Origin of the sequence: Paraburkholderia antibiotica (assembly GCF_012927125.1) — a bacterium.
In the GTDB taxonomy this organism is placed as follows: Bacteria; Pseudomonadota; Gammaproteobacteria; order Burkholderiales; family Burkholderiaceae; genus Paraburkholderia; species Paraburkholderia antibiotica.
Window position 1 is genome coordinate 46,933 of sequence record NZ_JABBFZ010000012.1, and the last position, 16,535, is coordinate 63,467.

16 protein-coding genes are annotated in these 16,535 nt (G+C 61.2%); 6 read left to right on the forward strand and 10 right to left on the reverse strand.

The genetic code is table 11. The annotated features are described in order from the left end of the window. The first annotated feature begins 86 nt into the window (after positions 1–86). The 3 genes from HHL14_RS19445 to HHL14_RS19455 all read left to right on the forward strand — a co-directional run bounded on the left by HHL14_RS19445 (position 87) and on the right by HHL14_RS19455 (position 3,138). Entirely contained in the window at positions 87–326 is a 240-nt protein-coding gene (locus tag HHL14_RS19445; protein WP_169499252.1) for a DUF3311 domain-containing protein, read from the forward strand. After that, entirely contained in the window at positions 326–1,876 is a 1,551-nt protein-coding gene (mctP, locus tag HHL14_RS19450) for a monocarboxylate uptake permease MctP (RefSeq protein WP_169499253.1), read from the forward strand. The genes HHL14_RS19445 and mctP overlap by 1 nt, the downstream gene beginning before the upstream one ends. 128 nt (positions 1,877–2,004) lie before the next feature. Beyond that, positions 2,005–3,138 carry an FUSC family protein gene (locus HHL14_RS19455; protein WP_206002414.1) on the forward strand — a complete coding sequence of 378 codons (1,134 nt, stop codon included), beginning with the start codon at positions 2,005–2,007 and terminating at the stop codon, positions 3,136–3,138. A 20-nt stretch (positions 3,139–3,158) separates the two neighbouring features. Here HHL14_RS19455 and HHL14_RS19460 read toward each other — a convergent pair whose 3' ends face one another. The 4 genes from HHL14_RS19460 to HHL14_RS19475 all read right to left on the reverse strand — a co-directional run bounded on the left by HHL14_RS19460 (position 3,159) and on the right by HHL14_RS19475 (position 6,858). Beyond that, positions 3,159–3,578, reverse strand: a complete 420-nt coding sequence (locus HHL14_RS19460; protein ID WP_169499254.1) for a VOC family protein — start codon at positions 3,576–3,578, stop codon at positions 3,159–3,161. 445 nt (positions 3,579–4,023) lie between these two features. Further along, positions 4,024–5,112, reverse strand: a complete 1,089-nt coding sequence (locus tag HHL14_RS19465) for an NAD(P)H-dependent flavin oxidoreductase (protein WP_169499255.1) — start codon at positions 5,110–5,112, stop codon at positions 4,024–4,026. Between the two features lie 74 nt (positions 5,113–5,186). Continuing rightward, positions 5,187–6,197 (reverse strand): DMT family transporter, encoded by a 1,011-nt coding sequence (locus tag HHL14_RS19470; protein WP_230413134.1) that lies wholly within the window; start codon positions 6,195–6,197, stop codon positions 5,187–5,189. A 31-nt stretch (positions 6,198–6,228) separates the two neighbouring features. Continuing rightward, positions 6,229–6,858 (reverse strand): TetR/AcrR family transcriptional regulator, encoded by a 630-nt coding sequence (locus tag HHL14_RS19475; RefSeq protein WP_169499256.1) that lies wholly within the window; start codon positions 6,856–6,858, stop codon positions 6,229–6,231. A gap of 345 nt (positions 6,859–7,203) precedes the next feature. On the opposite strand from HHL14_RS19475, the gene HHL14_RS19480 reads away from it, so the two are divergent. Then, on the forward strand, positions 7,204–8,649 hold the full coding sequence (locus HHL14_RS19480) for an IS1182 family transposase (protein WP_169499257.1): 1,446 nt from the start codon (positions 7,204–7,206) through the stop codon (positions 8,647–8,649). 296 nt (positions 8,650–8,945) lie between these two features. Then, positions 8,946–9,152 carry a hypothetical protein gene (locus HHL14_RS19485; protein ID WP_169499258.1) on the forward strand — a complete coding sequence of 69 codons (207 nt, stop codon included), beginning with the start codon at positions 8,946–8,948 and terminating at the stop codon, positions 9,150–9,152. 112 nt (positions 9,153–9,264) lie between these two features. On the opposite strand, the gene HHL14_RS19490 is transcribed toward HHL14_RS19485, so the two are convergent. The 6 genes from HHL14_RS19490 to HHL14_RS19515 all read right to left on the reverse strand — a co-directional run bounded on the left by HHL14_RS19490 (position 9,265) and on the right by HHL14_RS19515 (position 15,800). Beyond that, positions 9,265–10,086 carry an alpha/beta fold hydrolase gene (locus tag HHL14_RS19490; RefSeq protein ID WP_169499259.1) on the reverse strand — a complete coding sequence of 274 codons (822 nt, stop codon included), beginning with the start codon at positions 10,084–10,086 and terminating at the stop codon, positions 9,265–9,267. A gap of 164 nt (positions 10,087–10,250) precedes the next feature. Next, positions 10,251–10,655, reverse strand: a complete 405-nt coding sequence (locus HHL14_RS19495; RefSeq protein ID WP_169499260.1) for a hypothetical protein — start codon at positions 10,653–10,655, stop codon at positions 10,251–10,253. Between the two features lie 357 nt (positions 10,656–11,012). After that, complete coding sequence (gene tal, locus HHL14_RS19500) at positions 11,013–11,966, reverse strand: transaldolase (protein ID WP_169499261.1); 954 nt, start codon at positions 11,964–11,966, stop codon at positions 11,013–11,015. Positions 11,967–12,346: 380 nt separating this feature from the next. Then, entirely contained in the window at positions 12,347–13,567 is a 1,221-nt protein-coding gene (locus tag HHL14_RS19505; protein WP_169499262.1) for a benzoate/H(+) symporter BenE family transporter, read from the reverse strand. 148 nt (positions 13,568–13,715) lie between these two features. Further along, on the reverse strand, positions 13,716–14,891 hold the full coding sequence (locus HHL14_RS19510; protein ID WP_169499263.1) for a vWA domain-containing protein: 1,176 nt from the start codon (positions 14,889–14,891) through the stop codon (positions 13,716–13,718). Between the two features lie 66 nt (positions 14,892–14,957). After that, a complete protein-coding gene (locus HHL14_RS19515; protein ID WP_169499264.1) occupies positions 14,958–15,800 on the reverse strand; it encodes an AAA family ATPase in 843 nt (280 codons plus the stop codon). A 339-nt stretch (positions 15,801–16,139) separates the two neighbouring features. On the opposite strand from HHL14_RS19515, the gene HHL14_RS19520 reads away from it, so the two are divergent. Next, positions 16,140–16,508 (forward strand): c-type cytochrome, encoded by a 369-nt coding sequence (locus tag HHL14_RS19520; RefSeq protein WP_169499265.1) that lies wholly within the window; start codon positions 16,140–16,142, stop codon positions 16,506–16,508. Positions 16,509–16,535: the final 27 nt, after the last annotated feature.

The window sequence follows — 16,535 nt, forward strand, 5'->3', positions numbered from 1 at the left end:
GGCTAACTGCGGGCCGACCACCCGCTAGAGTTCCACCTCCCGTCGACCACGGGCAGATAAATTCAAAATAGGAAACAGGAGACGTCATGGCTCACGACGCCGACGTGAAGAAAGCCAGCAAGCACTGGCTGTGGCTATTGCTGCTACCCTGGATCGCGATGATCTGGGTACCGTCCTACAACCGGATCGAGCCGCAGCTGTTCGATTTCCCGTTCTTCTACTGGTATCAGCTGCTGTGGGTGCTGCTCAGCGCGGTCATCACGGCACTGGTCTATTTCAAGACCAAATCCCGCTATACGGGTCGTTCGAACGGGGGCGCGCAATAATGAACCCCATTGCAACTTTCGTCTTCGTTCTGTTCTTCATCGGCGTCACGATCCTCGGCTTCGTCGCGGCCCACTGGCGGCGCGGCGATCTCGCCCATCTGGAAGAGTGGGGCCTCGGCGGCCGGCGCTTCGGCACGATCGTCACGTGGTTCCTGCTCGGCGGCGACCTGTACACCGCGTACACGTTCATCGCGGTGCCGGCGCTGGTGTTCGGTGCGGGCGCAACCGGTTTCTTCGCGTTGCCGTACACGATCCTGATCTATCCGTTCGCGTTCGTCGTGTTCCCGAAGCTGTGGAGCATCGCGAAGAAGCACGGCTACGTGACCTCGGCCGACTTCGTGTCGGCGCGCTACGGTAGCCGCATGCTCGCGCTCGCGATTGCCGTGACCGGCATCGTCGCGACGATGCCGTACATCGCGCTGCAGCTGGTCGGTATCGAAGTGGTGATCGGCGCACTCGGTTTCGACACGACGGGCTTCGTCGGCGATCTGCCGCTGATCATCGCGTTCGCGATTCTCGCGGCCTACACGTACACGTCGGGCCTGCGCGCGCCGGCGATGATCGCGGTGGTCAAGGACATCCTGATCTACGTGACGATCTTCGCGGCGATCATCGTGATTCCGCCGCAGCTGGGCGGCTTCGGCCACATCTTCGGCGCGGTGCCGCCGGCCAAGCTGCTGCTGAAGTCGCCGGACGTGTCGAGCCTGAACGGCTATAGCGCGTACGCGACGTTGGCGGTGGGTTCGGCGCTCGCGCTGTTCCTGTATCCGCACTCGATCACCGCGGTGCTGTCGTCGAAATCGGGCAACACGATCCGCCGCAATATGGCGTTGCTGCCGGCGTACTCGCTGGTGCTCGGTCTGCTCGCGCTGCTCGGCTTCATGGCGCTCGCGGCCGGCGTGAAGGACATGCCGGAGTTCGCACCGTACTTCAAGGCCTTCGGCCCGAACTTCGCGGTGCCGGCGCTGTTCCTGCACTTCTTCCCGTCGTGGTTCGTCGGCGTCGCGTTCGCGGCGATCGGTATCGGCGCGCTGGTGCCGGCGGCGATCATGTCGATCGCGGCGGCGAACCTGTACACGCGTAACGTGCACAAGGAGTTCGTCAACCGCAACATGACGCACGAGCAGGAGACCAACGTTGCCAAGCTGGTGTCGCTGATCGTCAAGGTCGGCGCGGTCGCGTTCATTCTCGGCTTGCCGCTCACGTACGCGATCCAGTTGCAGCTGCTCGGCGGGATCTGGATCATCCAGACGCTGCCGGCGATCGTGCTCGGTCTGTACACGCGCGTGCTCGACTACCGCGGTCTGCTGGCCGGCTGGGCAGCGGGCATCGTGACCGGCACATGGATGGCGATTTCGCTGAAACTGGCGGGTTCGATCTTCACGATCCACCTGTTCGGCATGGCGGTTCCGGGCTATGCGGCGGTGTGGGCGCTGATCGTGAACCTCGTGGTGTCGGTCGTCGTGAGCATGCTGGTGCGCGCGCTCGGCATGCAGCGCGGCGAAGACCGCACGCGTCCGGAAGACTATCTGGACGTGGTCGAAGGCTAAGCCGGTCGCTTCACGTTTCTTTGACCATGCAGCGCCCGCGAACGAAAGTTTCGCGGGCGTTTGTACTTGTGGGGCACTCCAGGGCAGGATAGCGAAACCGTCCTTTCACGCGTTCGCCGCGCGTCGCCATGGCTGCTGCCGACCCTCCCACCGCGATTCGTCGCCGCACCGCGCTTGGCCGGATGGTGCGCGCGGTCACGTCGCCGTATTACCGCTACCGGCACGCGAAGGTGCTGCACAGCCTGCGCGTCGGGCTGGCGATGATCGTGTCGATTCTCGCGACCACCGGCATCGATATTCCGCACGGCATCTGGTCGTCGGTGACGCTGCTGGTTGTGATCGGCGGCTTGCAGCATCACGGCAATATCCGCCAGAAGGCGGCCGAGCGCGCGGCCGGCACGTTGCTCGGCGCATCGATCGGCCTCGTACTGATCATGCAGCAGAACCTGATCGGCTCGCTGCCGCTCACCTATGGGCTGGAGGCGATCATCGCGGCGATCTGCGCGTGGTTCGCGATCGGCTCGGCCGGCTATGTCGGGCTGCTGACCGCGATCACGATGTGCATCGTCGCGGGTCACGGCGACAACCTGATCGACGTCGGCCTGTGGCGCACGCTGAACGTGCTGATCGGCATCGTGATCGCGCTGGCGTTCTCGTTTGTGTTTCCGCTGCACGCAACCTACTCGTGGCGCTACGGGCTCGCGACTAATCTGCGCGAATGCGCGGACATCTACGCGCGGCTGCTCGACGGCGAAACGATCGACGAGGAAGAGCAGGTCAAACGCTTCCTGCAGATCAACAAGCGGCTCGTGCAACTGCGCGCGCTGATGCCGTCGGTGGCGAAGGAAATCGACGTGCCGCAGACGAGGCTCGAAGAGATCCAGCGGTTGCATCGCTCGGTGCTGAGTTCGCTCGAACTGCTCGCGACCGGCCCGCTGATGAATGCCGACGCGGCCGCGCGCAGCGCTTACGCCGCGCACTGCGGCGCCGAGGTCCGCGTGGTGCGGGCGATTCTGCTGTCGACAGCGCGGGGGCTGCGCTTCGGTCACCCGACGCGCCTGCGCATTCCTGCGGCGACGCTGCTTGCCGCCGCGCATGGCGATGTGGCTGCCGCGTTGCCGTCAGAGTGGCAGGGGCCGTACTGGCTCGGCCAGCGATTGGCCGAGCAGGTGGACCGGCTGCGCGCGCTGTTGCTCGACACCGAACCGAATTGGAATATCGAACGGCACGCGCGCAGCCCGCGCAATGGCTGGGTAAGCTGAACCCGCAACCGCAACGCGCGTCAGGCGTCCTCGGGCACGCCCACCATCCACGAGAGGCCGAAGCGGTCCACGACCATGCCGAAACCTTTGCTCCAGAAGGTCGGCTGGAACGGGAACATCACGTGGCCGCCGTCGGCTAGCGCGTTGAAATATTTCTCGGCGGACGGGGCGTCGTCGGCGGTGAGAGACAGGCTGAAGCCGTTCATCGAACCGCCCGCAGGGTCGCACGTGCCGTCGGAGGCCATCCAGACCGTCGAGCCCTGCCGGATCGACGCATGCATGATCTTGTCGGCGAGTTCGGGACGCGGCGGGTTGTGCGCGTCCGGCGGCGCCTCCTTGTAGAGCATCTTGAAGGTCACCTGGGCGCCGAGCTTGTCGGTGTAGTAGTCGAGCGCTTCCTGGCAGCGGCCGTTGAAAAATACGTAGGGCTGAACGTACATGATCGTCTCCTGGGGGCGGTCGTTGAACCGGCGCCGTTTGTTTTCCGGCGGGCGTCGGTGGGAGGGCGTGGAGACGATTGTAGGCGCGTAGTGGGCGGGATTTGTGACGGTGGGGTGGAGAGGGGCGGTATGGCTGGGTCTTGTCGGGACTGTGGTTCTGGCGGGGCTGGCTCGGAGTGATGGGGCGCGGCTGGTCCTGGTTTGGGTTGATCCGGCGCGCTTCGCGATGCGTAGCCATCGGGAGTAAGAGGTGACGTAGCCGAGCCGAAGCCTTAAATGTAGAAACTTGGGCCAGACCGCATAGACGATGTCAGATCGTCGGGCTCTGTTCGGCCAGTTGCAGACGTTCAACGCCAGCATCTGGATTGTTGACAATCAACGGTTCAATTCCAGGGAGGCCGTCGGACATCCGTGCTGGCCACGATCGTTTCGCCTCGGAAATCAGTCAAGTCCACTGGAGTATCGAAATCGCCTCCCGCATTTCGTAGGCCAGAGTTTTCATCAGCTCGGCGGCAGGCATCGCACGAGACAACCCGGCGCCTTGACCAGCCCAATGCGCCGCATACCGGGTACTACCCGCAGCGGTCGCCGCCGCATGCAACCGCTTGCCGGCATCGTAGGCGATGGGGTAATCCGGGACGGGTGGCCTGCCTGGATCGTTGCCCAGTTCCGTGAACCGATTCTGGATGGCTCTGGCGCGTCGCCCTGAAATAGCCGATGTGAGTACGGTGCGTGTGTCCGGTCTACCGAGCGCTTCGCGAAAAGCCGCACTTGCAGCAGATTCCGGTGCGCCTATGAATGCGGTGCCCAGCACGGCCGCATGCGAGCCGAGGGCGAGCGCGGCGGCAATGCCAAACCCGTCCATGATGCCGCCCGCAGCAATGACGGGTAATCGGGTCTGCGACACCGCCTGTGACACCAGCGTAAGCGTGCTGAATTCATCGTCATCGGCATCCGGATTGAATGATCCGCGATGCCCACCGGCTTCGATCCCCTGAACGATAACTGCGTCGATCCCGGCGTGTTCGATCTGACGCACTTCATTCAGTGTCGTTGCGTTCGCGAGCAGAAAAATTCCCGCGCCATGCAGGGCCGCTATTCGCTCCTCAGAAGGCAGTCCGAAATGAAAGCTGACAATGGGCGGCCGCTCCCGCAGCAGCATCTCCAGCATTGCGTCGTCGTCGACGAAGCTCGGGTAAATCTCCGCGAGTGCATCAGGCGGCTCAACACCGAATTCGACAAAGTGCGGCTTAAGGTAATCAAGCCAGATAGCTTCGCGGACGCGATTGGGTCTGGCCCGACGATGAACAAACAAGTTTACATTGAACGGCTTTTCGGTTAGCGCCCGCAGTTCGCGGATCGATGTGCGGGCACTTTCGACGTTCATCGCGCCGATTGCCAAGGAACCCAAGCCCCCCGCATTCGATACCGCAGCGGCTAACGCCGGCGTACCGATGCCCGCCATCGGCGCCAGAATGACGGGGATCTCGATACGCAATCTGGCGAGCAGATTTGGCTTGCCGATGGACTTCATATTGTTCGCCTCCCGGCGCGCCGACTATATTTGAAAGGTAACGATGAGCGGATCAACCAGTCGTCGGGCGTCGACTACGACGAAGCGGCAAGTCGACGGGCGCGGCGCCGCAAATAGAGGTTGTTGAAAATGAGCGCGGCTCCGGTCATGCATGCGCCGACGACCTGCGCGCGTCCCGGCACAACCCCGGTCAGCGCCGACACGACGAATGTTGTAAGTGGCAATATGTCCATGAACAGTACGCCGTTGAGGGGAGTGAGAATCCTGTTTCCCATATTCCAGAACAGAATCGCGCAGAAGCCCGCGATAGGTCCCATGTACAGCAGGTGCGGGACGATCGAACGCAATGCTGCCGAGGATGGCACCGGTACGACGTGAAGCGCGAAGAGCAGGATGTTGAGACCGATGATCGTGGTCAGTCCGAGCCAGGTCGTCATCGTTGTGTACTTGAGTGCGGACCATCGTTTGAAACGAGACGCACTGAAGGTATAGATCACCCAGCACAGCGCCCCTACTACGATAAGGGCATTAGCCGAGTAGTGCTGTGGCTCGTGCAGCACGGCGGCAATATCCCCCTTTGTGACCACCAGAGAAACGCCCGCGAACGACATCAGGATGAACAGGAACGAGTACAGAGGTGGCGAGCTCCTACGCACGACAGAGTTCACGAGCAACCCCATCATCGGCTGGGTCGCCATCATGATCGACGCGGTTAGCGCTCCTTCGCGCCCAGCCAGTTGCTGCCCCAGAAAAACAAAGGATCCGAATCCGCAGAAGCCGATCGACCCCAGCAGCCAGGCGAGAACCATCGATTCTCCGTTCGGGCGGAGTGCTCCCTTCCCTTCCTTTATCAGCAGTAGCGCGAAAAAGGCAATGCCGGCAACGAGGTATCGGAGCGACGTAAAGGTAAATGGATCGATGTGGACGAGGGCATCGGTCATGACGGGAAACATGATGCCCATCAGGATCGTTGCCACGACACATAGCAACACGCCCTTCCAGTAGCCTTCATGACCAGCAATGCCAGCCACCGATCCGACACGAGGGGGCGAAGATGCGACTGGCAATTCGATTGGTTTATTCAAGACTGTTCGTTCCAAAAATAAGGAAAAATTTTCAGACCAGCGCTCGCATCGCCATATTGACGATCAATACGAGTTCTTTTTCGCTCACATTCACCTTCCCCAGTACGCGCATTCCCTGGATCATACAGAGCAGATAGTTAGCGACTTCCTGTTCATCGAGATCTGGATTGAATTCACCGGTCTGCTGCCCTCGAACCACTGCAGCGGCCAGGTGCGAGGAGATCCGGCGAAGCGTCGTCTCGATATGGGGGCGTAAAGCCTCATCGGCGGGCAGCAACTCGATCGCTGCATTCGTGATCAGGCATCCATGCCGCCCCGAGAGTTGGGCTGCGACTTGAGTGTAATGAAGCAATGCTCCCCGGAGCGCCTCACGCGGCGGCAACTTCGCCTGCAAACGCTCTTTTAGCCGTGCAATCGCACCTTCTGCATAACGATCGAACGCCGCGACAAGAAGCCCATGCTTGTCGCCAAACGTACTGTAGAGACTTGCGCGAAAGAGGCCTGTCGACGTGCATAACGACTCGATTGACGTTGCGTGATAGCCCTGCTCCCAAAAGACACGGCCCGCAATCTCCGTTACTTCGTCGATATCGAATTCACGAGGTCGCCCACGTTCAGACGTGAGCTTGGAAGCACTGGCGGATGTAGATAACCGTTTCATGATGGCGTTGATATTAGGACTGTTCGTTCCACAAATCAAGCATTCTAGATAGCCGCGCGCCGAATGGGATCAATGTCGCTTTCTGGTCAGAAGGTGGTTGACGACTGCGGAGTCGCAGTCTCTCGTGGGTGGTTTGCGCTGGGATGCGGCGCCACGTGCGTTCGCCCCGAAAGAAAGTCTCGGTCGGGGCGTAGCCGATCCCATTCGGTTGTCCAGGAGTATCGAGAGCAAGCACCGAGCTCGTCCGACCGCTTTGCGGAAAGCTGACTGTCTCAAACGGGTCCAGAGTGTGTGAAAACCCATCGATCGCCTAAACTGAATCAACGCACTGAGACCGGGTGACTCATGAAGCGATTCGTTGAAGGCGATGACCGCAAGCAGGTCGCGCTACTTCCCGAATGCGTCGATGACTACATTGGACAGGACAATCCGGTCAGGGTCATAGACGCCTTCGTCGACGAGTTGGACCTGGCGGATCTGGGATTCAACGGTACCACGCCAGCGATCACGGGGCGCCCGTCCTATCACCCAGGCGTGATGCTCAAGATCTATATCTACGGCTACCTGAACCGGATACCCTCCAGCCGGCGGCTCGAGCGTGAGTGTCAGCGCAACGTCGAGCTGATGTGGCTAACGGGACGTCTGGCTCCGGACTTCAAGAAAATTGCCGACTTTCGCCGTGACAGCGGCGCAGCCATTCGCAACGTATGCCGGCGTTTCGTGGAGCTGTGTCGCGGGCTGAAACTTCTGACGACCGACATGGTGGCAATTGACGGCAGCAAGTTCAAGGCATCAAACAGCCGCGACAGGAACTACACAGCAAGCAAGATCGACAAGCGTCAGAAGCAGATCGAGGAAAGCGTGCAGCGATATCTCGACCTGATTGAAACCGCCGACCGCACCAGCCCTACCGGATTTGATGTAAAAACCGTCCGGCTCTACGAGAAGATCGCCGTGCTGCGCCAGCAGATGCGTGAGCTTAAGCAGATCAGCAGGCAGCTAGAAAAGCAGCCGGACAAGCAACTGTCTATGACGGATCCGGATGCACGGTCGATGGCAACAAGTGGAAGAGGCTCCGGCATAGTGGGCTACAACGTCCAGACAGCAGTGGACACGAAACATCATCTGATCGTTGAACACGAAGTAACCAACGTCGGCAACGATCATGGGCAACTCAGCAAAATGGCGCTGTCGGCGAAGCACGCGATGGGCAGATCGAAGCTGAAGGTTGTTGCTGACCGGGGTTACTTCAGCGGCCCGGAGATAAGGGCGTGCGATCTGAACGACGTCAGCGCGTATGTTCCCAAGCCGCTCACGTCAGCATCCCGGAAGAAAGGTCTGTTCACGAAGGCCGACTTCGTCTACGTGGCAAAAAGTGACGTGTATCGATGCCCTGCTGGCGAGCGGGCAATCCATCGATTTACAACCGTCGAACATGACATGAATCTACGGGTCTACTGGCCGAGTGCCTGCCCGCGTTGCCATCTGAAGGAACAATGTTCAACAAGTGACTATCGTCGTATTCGACGGTGGGAACACGAAAACGCGCTGGAAGCCATGCAGCGTCGGCTTGACCGGAGGCCCGACGCAATGACGATCCGCCGAAGTACAGTCGAGCATGTGTTCGGGACGCTGAAGCACTGGATGGGGCCCGCCCACTTCCTGACCCGGACGCTCAAACGCGTGAGTACCGAGATGAGCCTGAACGTGCTTGCCTACAACCTGAAGCGGGTCATGAAAATACTTGGCGTCGCAGGGACGTTAAAGGCCATGACAGCAATCAGAAGCTAAGCCCCGAGGGGCTTTGTTGGGCTCGCGATGCCAGAATAGTGCAAACTCGTCGCATCGAACTCGATCGACCTGATTTGCAATCGAGCGCTTCGCCGCGAAAACGGCGTTTCCACACGGTCTGGGTCGACCTCGGACCTTCGCTGTCGCCAGTAACTGCTGCCGGTGTATAGATCAACAATTTCGAGGACCAAGGACAGCGGAACGCGAAGACTTTGATGTCGATTCTTGGGGCGAGCGCGATCCAACCTTGACGGCTGCGGGAGGCAACAAGCGGCCAGCATCGGACTGTCGACTGAGTGAGCAACATCGCCGACAATCGTTACAAAGCTACCTTCCGTCGTGAAATTGGGAGAAGAAATGCCAGCAGTGGGTGGCGGGCCGTCGCCAGAGAAATGGAAGAAGATGAGCAAGGCAGAAAAGACTGTCTATTGGATGTTCGTTTGTGCAGCTATAGCGTTTGTTGGATTTCTGGTGCTCAAAAAATCATCGAGCTGAGATTCTGATCACGCGGCGTCGGTCGCTTGGCGGCCATCATGGGACATTCGGCGTGAGATCGCAGATCGTCAACAATCGGCGCGTCGCAGGGTAACATGTCCCCAAGATTTGCTGGGGCAGCTATTGCTCGCCTTTGCATTGATCGATGAATTCCGCGATCACGTTTGTCACTTCCTCCGGCCGCTCAAGGCTCGGCAGATGGGCGGTATCTGACACTTCGTAGAATGTCCCGCGAGATACGTTGGCCGCGAGGTGACGACTGCGCTCCTGAATACCCGGAAGGTCGAGGTTCCCACACATCACCAACGTCGGTACAGATACGTCGCTCAACCGCCGATATGCGATCGCTGGATCCGTGTTCGTGCCAACTGGCGGCAAACCGAGAGCGGCGGAATTCATCTCATAAAACAGCTTGCGAACTCCACCGGTCACGCGACCCTCAGATTGAAACGGCCCATCAAGCCAGAGCGTCGTTCGTATCTCGATGGCCGTTTCAATGTCATTGCTCGACTCCGCCTGCGCTAAGCGGGCGACCAAGTCTTCAATCGGCGCGGGGTGAGTGATTTTCGGAGCACCCGTCACATTCGGCGCGATAAGAACGAGACCACGAACGGATGACGGATATCGAAGAGCTGCGTCTAGTGCTATCCCCCCGCCCTGAGAGCAAGCCACGAGTATTGCGGGGCGTTCCTCTGTCACCGACTCCAAAACAGTGATCAGGTCGTCGACTGAAGAATGATCCTCCGCTTGCGCGAAAGTCTCGCCAAATCCGCGTCGATCATAGGCAATTGCCAGGTGGGTCGCACCTATCTTGCGGATCTGGTGGTCCCACATCCGGCGGTCCGCAACACGCGCGTGCAAAAAAACTATCGGTTCTCCACATCCAACGATTTCCCCCGCCAGCGTCGCTCGCCCCGACGGGACCGGAAAGCTTTTTCTCATGAACCGCCTCCGTGCCTAAGAATGGCCATAGTACACGTCGGGTCGGAGACGCGGTGCGGCCAGTTACGGTCCTCGGGGATGGCAAGCCAGATCGGCAACAAATCAGTTGGCCGGCATCTTCGTTGGTCGATTTACATCGATCTAGATCCGGCCAGATACGGAGATTAGTCCAGCGGGGCGAGCGCATCCAAGCCATCCGGAAGGCCCGATGCTCCATCGAGCTTCGTGATGTTCCATCTCGTAGGGTCGTTCCACTCGTAATCCATTCGATAGGAAAACTGGGAATTGGCACGAAGAAGGCCGACGCAGAATTTCCTTCCGTTGTTCGATAGCGCGTCGCGCAATTGCGTCCCGATGCGCATGATGCCGTCAATGAAATCGCGATGCTGCATCGTGGAGATCAACTGGATGCTGCTCGTCGTAGCGTAGGAAGCTCGTACACCATGCTGAAAATCGCTCGGTGCGTCAAAGCGAATGTAGACCTCGCTCCAACCCGGAAAAGTGCTCTGCATGTGACCGATGACGTGTTTGGCTAACGCGAGTACGAGTTCTGTTGCGTCGTCGTTCATTGATTTTGTCTTGGTGTGGAATCCAAAGCAGAGCGTAGTTTGGGGCGGCGTCAGTCGTCAACAATGACCGCGCAAAAAGCAGGAGGGAACGGCCGTTTTTGGGGGAAACGACTGTCGCCTCAGGGTCGATTGCTGCCCTTTGCCTGGATAACGGCCGATCGTGACGAGATCTGACTGTGACTGTCAGGTGGCGTGTCGACTTATACACCTTAAACGACAGACGGCCCGGAACCGGGAAGTTCCGGGCCGTCTGTTTTGCGCTGCTGGATCGCGCGAAGCGCGTCCTGATCAGCCGTGATGCAGCCGCGTGAAGCCGCCGCCGACTCAGCAATCGCTCAGCGCCACCGGCTCAACCTCTCACCGCAGCGAGTCAATCAGCTTTTCGAGCTTCACCGCATCCGCCGCAAACGTACGGATACCTTCGGCGAGCTTCTCGGTGGCCATCGCGTCGTCGTTAAGGAGGAAGCGGAACGACTTTTCGTCGACCGGCACGCGTTCGATATCGGCGTCGTTCGACATCTGCGCCGACAGCTTGCGTTCGACCTTGTCGTTGCTGTCGTGCAGCTTCTGCAGCAGGTCCGGGCTGATCGTCAGCAGATCGCAGCCGGCCAGTTCCAGAATCTGCGAGGTGGTGCGGAAGCTCGCGCCCATCACCTCGGTCTTGTAGCCGAACTTCTTGTAGTACGCGTAGATGCGGCGCACCGACTTGACGCCCGGATCGTTGGCGCCGCCGTCTTTCGCTTCGTCCCATGCGCTGCCGGCGTTCTTCTTGTACCAGTCGTAGATACGGCCGACGAACGGCGAGATCAGTTGCGCGCCGGCTTCCGCGCAGGCCGCGGCCTGTGCGAGCGAGAACAGCAGCGTCATGTTGCAGTGGATGCCTTCCTTCTGCAGCACCTCGGCCGCGCGCACGCCTTCCCATGTCGACGCGAGCTTGATCAGCACGCGCTCGCGTTCGATGCCGTGCTCCTTGTACAGCGCGATCAGCTCGCGACCCTTAGCGATCGAGCCTTCGGTGTCGAACGACAGGCGCGCGTCGACTTCGGTCGACACCCGCCCGGGGATGATCTTGAGGATTTCGGTGCCGAATGCGATCAGCAGTTGGTCGATGATCGCGCCGACCGGCTTCGACGCATGCGCCTTCACGGTTTTTTCGAGCAGCGGCCGGTAGTCGTCTTTCTGCACGGCCTTCAGAATCAGCGACGGATTGGTGGTCGCGTCCTGCGGCTTGTACGCCGCGAGCTGCTGGAAGTCGCCGGTATCGGCTACGACGGTGGTGTATTGCTTGAGTTGATCGAGTGCGGTTGTCATGTTCGGGCCTCAAGGCGCGTGTGCGCCGTAGTTCAAGGGGAGTGAGGTCGCCGCCGCGCCGGCTGGATGAAGCGGAGCACCAGCCGGCGCCGGCGGCCGCGGGTCAAGCCGCGGCGCGCTTCCATCAGGTGACATGGAAGCGCTGCCGGATACATCTATTCTATGGCGGATCGTCCGTGGCTGTATGAATAGCAGGTATGGACAGCGGGTTGGGTCGATCCGTTCACGCGGATTCGGCACGGGAAACGGCCGCGCGCGACTCGCTGTGTGCGCCGCAAGGAGCAGACCCGAAGCAGACCCGGAGCCGCCCCGGCGCACGCTCGCAGCATGCGAGCGCAAGCGCGTTCACCCACGTCGCACGCGCGCGCGTAGCGGAGGCATCACACGCGTCGCGCGTTTAGCACCAGTTGCGTGATCACGCCCGCGACCAGTCCCCAGAACGCGGAACCGATCGACAGCAGCGTCAGCCCCGAGGCCGTCACCATGAAGGTGACGAGCGCGGCCTCGCGCTGTTTGACGTCCTGCATCGCGTTGGCAAGGCCGCTCATGATCGAGCCGAACAGCGCGAGCGCCGCCACCGACACCACCAGCGCCTTCGGCAACGCGGCGAACAGCGCGGCGATCGTCGCGCCGAACACGCCCGCGAGCAGATAGAAAATGCCGCCCCACACGGCGGCCGTGTAACGCCTGGCCGGATTTTCGTGCGCTTCGGGACCGGTGCAGATCGCCGCGGTGATCGCCGCGAGATTCACGCCGTGCGAGCCGAACGGCGCGAGCAGCAGCGACGCGAGGCCGGTCGTCGCGATCAGCGGCGCGGAGGGAGTCTGATAGCCGTCCGCGCGCAGCACCGCGATGCCCGGCACGTTCTGCGAGGCCATCGCGACCACGAACAGCGGAATGCCGATGCTCACGCACGCGGCCACCGAGAACGCCGGCATCGTGAACACCGGATGCGCGAACGCGACATGAAAGCGGCTGAAATCGAGCAGGCCGAGCGCGCCGGCGGCGGCCGTGCCGACCACCAGTGTCGTGACGATCGCATAGCGCGGCGACAGCCGTTTGACGATCAGATAGGTGAAGAACATCGTCAACACCAGCGCGGTCTGGAACTGCGCGGCGCGGAAGATCTCGATGCCGATCTCGAACAGGATGCCCGCGAGCAGCGCCGACGCGAGGCCGGCCGGAATTTTCTTCATCAGCGTGTCGAACCAGCCGGTCACGCCGACCAGCGTCAGCAGTACCGCGCAGACGATGAACGCGCCGATCGCCTGCGCATACTCGACATGCCCAAGCGACGACACCAGCAGCGCCGCGCCCGGCGTCGACCACGCGATCACGATCGGCGCGCGAAAGCGCAGCGACAGACCGATCGAGCAGATGCCCATGCCCATCGACAGCGCCCAGATCCACGACGAAATCTGCGCGTCGCTCAGATGCGCGGCCTGGCCCGCCTGGAACATCAGCACGAGCGAGCTGGTGTAGCCGGTCATCATCGCGACGAAGCCCGCGACGATCGTCGACAGCGACGTATCGGCGAGCGGATTGGAGCGCCCGGGCGGCGTGGCGGCGGGGGACAGCTGGGGCGAGGGTGACGGATTCATGCGAATGCTTTGTGATGGCCTGTTGCTTGTTGTTGGAGAAGGCGCGAGATGGGAACAGCAAAAAAACGGTCGATGAACCTCGGATAGGAGCCCGTTGCGCGTCAGATACGCATCGATCTGATGCGCATCGGATACCCGATACGCGCCGTCACTTGCTCAGCACGCGCATGGCTGTCTCGAGGCCTGCGAGCGTGAGCGGATACATCCGGTGGCCGAGCACTTCGCGAATCGCGCTGACGGATTGCCGGTACGGCCACAGCGCTTCCGGCTCGGGATTGAGCCACGCGAAGTGCGGGAAATGATCGGCGAGCCGACGCAGCCAGACCGCGCCGGCCTCGGCGTTGTTGTACTCGACCGAGCCGCCCGGCTGCAGCACTTCGTACGGGCTCATCGTCGCGTCGCCGACGAAGATCAGCTTGTAGTCGGGCGTGAACTTGTGCAGCACGTCCCACGTCGGCGTGCGCTCGGCGTGGCGACGGCGATTGTGCTTCCACAGGAAGTCGTACACGCAGTTGTGGAAGTAGTAGAACTCGAGGTGCTTGAACTCGGCCTTCGCGGCGGAGAACAGCTCCTCGGTGCGCTTCACGTGATCGTCCATCGAGCCGCCGACGTCGAGCAGCATCAGCACCTTCACGTTGTTGTGCCGCTCGGGCACCAGCTTCAGATCGAGCCAGCCGGCGTTCGCGGCGGTGCTGCGGATCGTGTCGGGCAGATCGAGCTCTTCGGCCGCGCCTTCGCGCGCGAAGCGCCGCAGCCGTCGCAACGCGACCTTGATGTTGCGCGTGCCGATCTCGACCTGATCGTCGTAATCGCGATAGGCGCGTGCCTCCCACACCTTGACGGCGGTACGGTTGCCGGCCGCGTCGCCGCCGATGCGCACGCCCTCCGGGTTATAGCCGCCGTTGCCGAACGGCGACGTGCCGCCGGTGCCGATCCACTTGTTGCCGCCTTCGTGGCGCTCCTTCTGCTCGTCGAACAGTTCCTTCAACCGCTCCATCAGCTTGTCGAGGCCGCCCATCGCTTCGATCTGCGCCTTTTCTTCCGGCGACAGGTCGCGTTGCAGCTTCTTCTTCAGCCAGTCGAGCGGGATATCGAACGCGAGTTCGGAGGTCTGCGCGACGCCGTTGAAGTACGTGCCGAACGCCTGATCGAACTTGTCGAAGTACTGCTCGTCTTTCACGAGCGTGATGCGCGCGAGGTAGTAGAACTCGTCGAGCGATGGCGCGATCACGTTGGCCTTCAGCGCTTCGAGCAGCGTCAGGTATTCCTTCACCGACACCGGCAGCTTGGCGGCGCGCAGCGAGTAGAAAAAGTCGATCAGCATGCTGGGTGTCCTTGCGGCAGCCGGGGGCCGCCGCGCAGTCGTTGCCGGGTCCGTCTACTCAACGATTCAACGGTTGTTGCGGTTCATGAACAGCAGACGCTCGAACAGGTTCACGTCCTGCTCGTTCTTCAGCAGCGCGCCATGCAGCGGCGGAATGATCTGCTTCTGATCGGCCGAGCGCAGCGCTTCGGGCGGAATATCTTCGGCGAGCAGCAGCTTGAGCCAGTCGAGCAACTCGGAGGTGGACGGCTTCTTCTTCAGCCCCGCGACGTTGCGCAGTTCGAAGAAGCTCTGCAGCGCCGCGGCGAGCAGTTCCTTCTTGATGCCGGGGTAGTGCACCTCGACGATCTGCTGCATCGTCTGCGGATCGGGGAATTTGATGTAGTGGAAGAAGCAGCGGCGCAGGAACGCGTCGGGCAACTCCTTCTCGTTATTCGACGTGATGATCACGAGCGGACGATGCTTCGCGCGCACCAGCTCGCGCGTCTCGTACACGTAGAACTCCATGCGGTCGAGTTCGCGCAGCAGGTCGTTCGGGAATTCGATGTCGGCCTTGTCGATCTCGTCGATCAGCAGCACGGTTTGCTGGTTCGCTTCGAAGGCCTGCCACAGTACGCCCTTGACGATGTAGTTGCGGATGTCCTTGACGCGCTCGTCGCCGAGCTGCGAATCGCGCAGACGCGAGACCGCGTCGTATTCGTACAGGCCCTGCTGCGCCTTGGTGGTCGACTTGATATGCCATTGCATGAGCGGCATGCCGAGCGCGGCGGCGACTTCCTCAGCGAGCATGGTCTTGCCGGTACCGGGTTCGCCCTTGATCAGGAGCGGACGCTTGAGCGTCATCGCGGCGTTGACCGCGAGCTTGAGGTCGTCGGTGGCGACGTACTGCGATGAGCCTTCGAAACGCATGGCGAGATGCTCTTTTTCGGGAAAAAACCCAGTATAAGTCAGAAGACCTGTTGGCCCGAAACCGGCTCGCGTAGGGTATCGATCGCGCGATGCTGTGGCCTCGCGTCCCCGTCGACGGTCGACCAGGTGTTGACCCGAGGTCCGCGCGCGGGCTTGCTGGGCAAGGCGCCGGGGCCTGTCGCGGTGGGCGTTGCGCGGTGTTGGAGGTTGGTGGACGTGCGTCGCGGCGTCGCGGTACAATGAGCCCGATTTTTTTGGCCTGCGTGGCTACCCTACAAGAAGAACGGCACGGACCGCTCCTTTCTGGGCGCCCGTTTCCCCTCATGCCAGGTTAGATCTATGAATAAATTCGTCGGCAAACACGTCGTGATCGCAGCGCTGTCGGTGCTTGCGGGCTATGCGGCCAGCGCCCAGGCAGCGGATGTCGTGGGCAACGCGAAGGCGGGCCAGAGCAAGGTCGCGATGTGTATCGGCTGCCACGGCATCCCTGAATACCGTACGGCTTATCCAGAGGTTTTCCGCGTGCCGAAGCTGGGCGGGCAGAATCAGGCGTACCTCGACAACGCGCTGCATGCGTACAAGAAGGGCGATCGCCACTTCGACACGATGCATGCGATCGCGGTGTCGCTGTCGGATCAGGACATCGCCGACATCGCCGCGTACTACGCCGCGCAAAACGCCGCTTCGCAAAACAATCCGAACAAGTGATCGGCGTCGATCACCAGCTCATCAAAT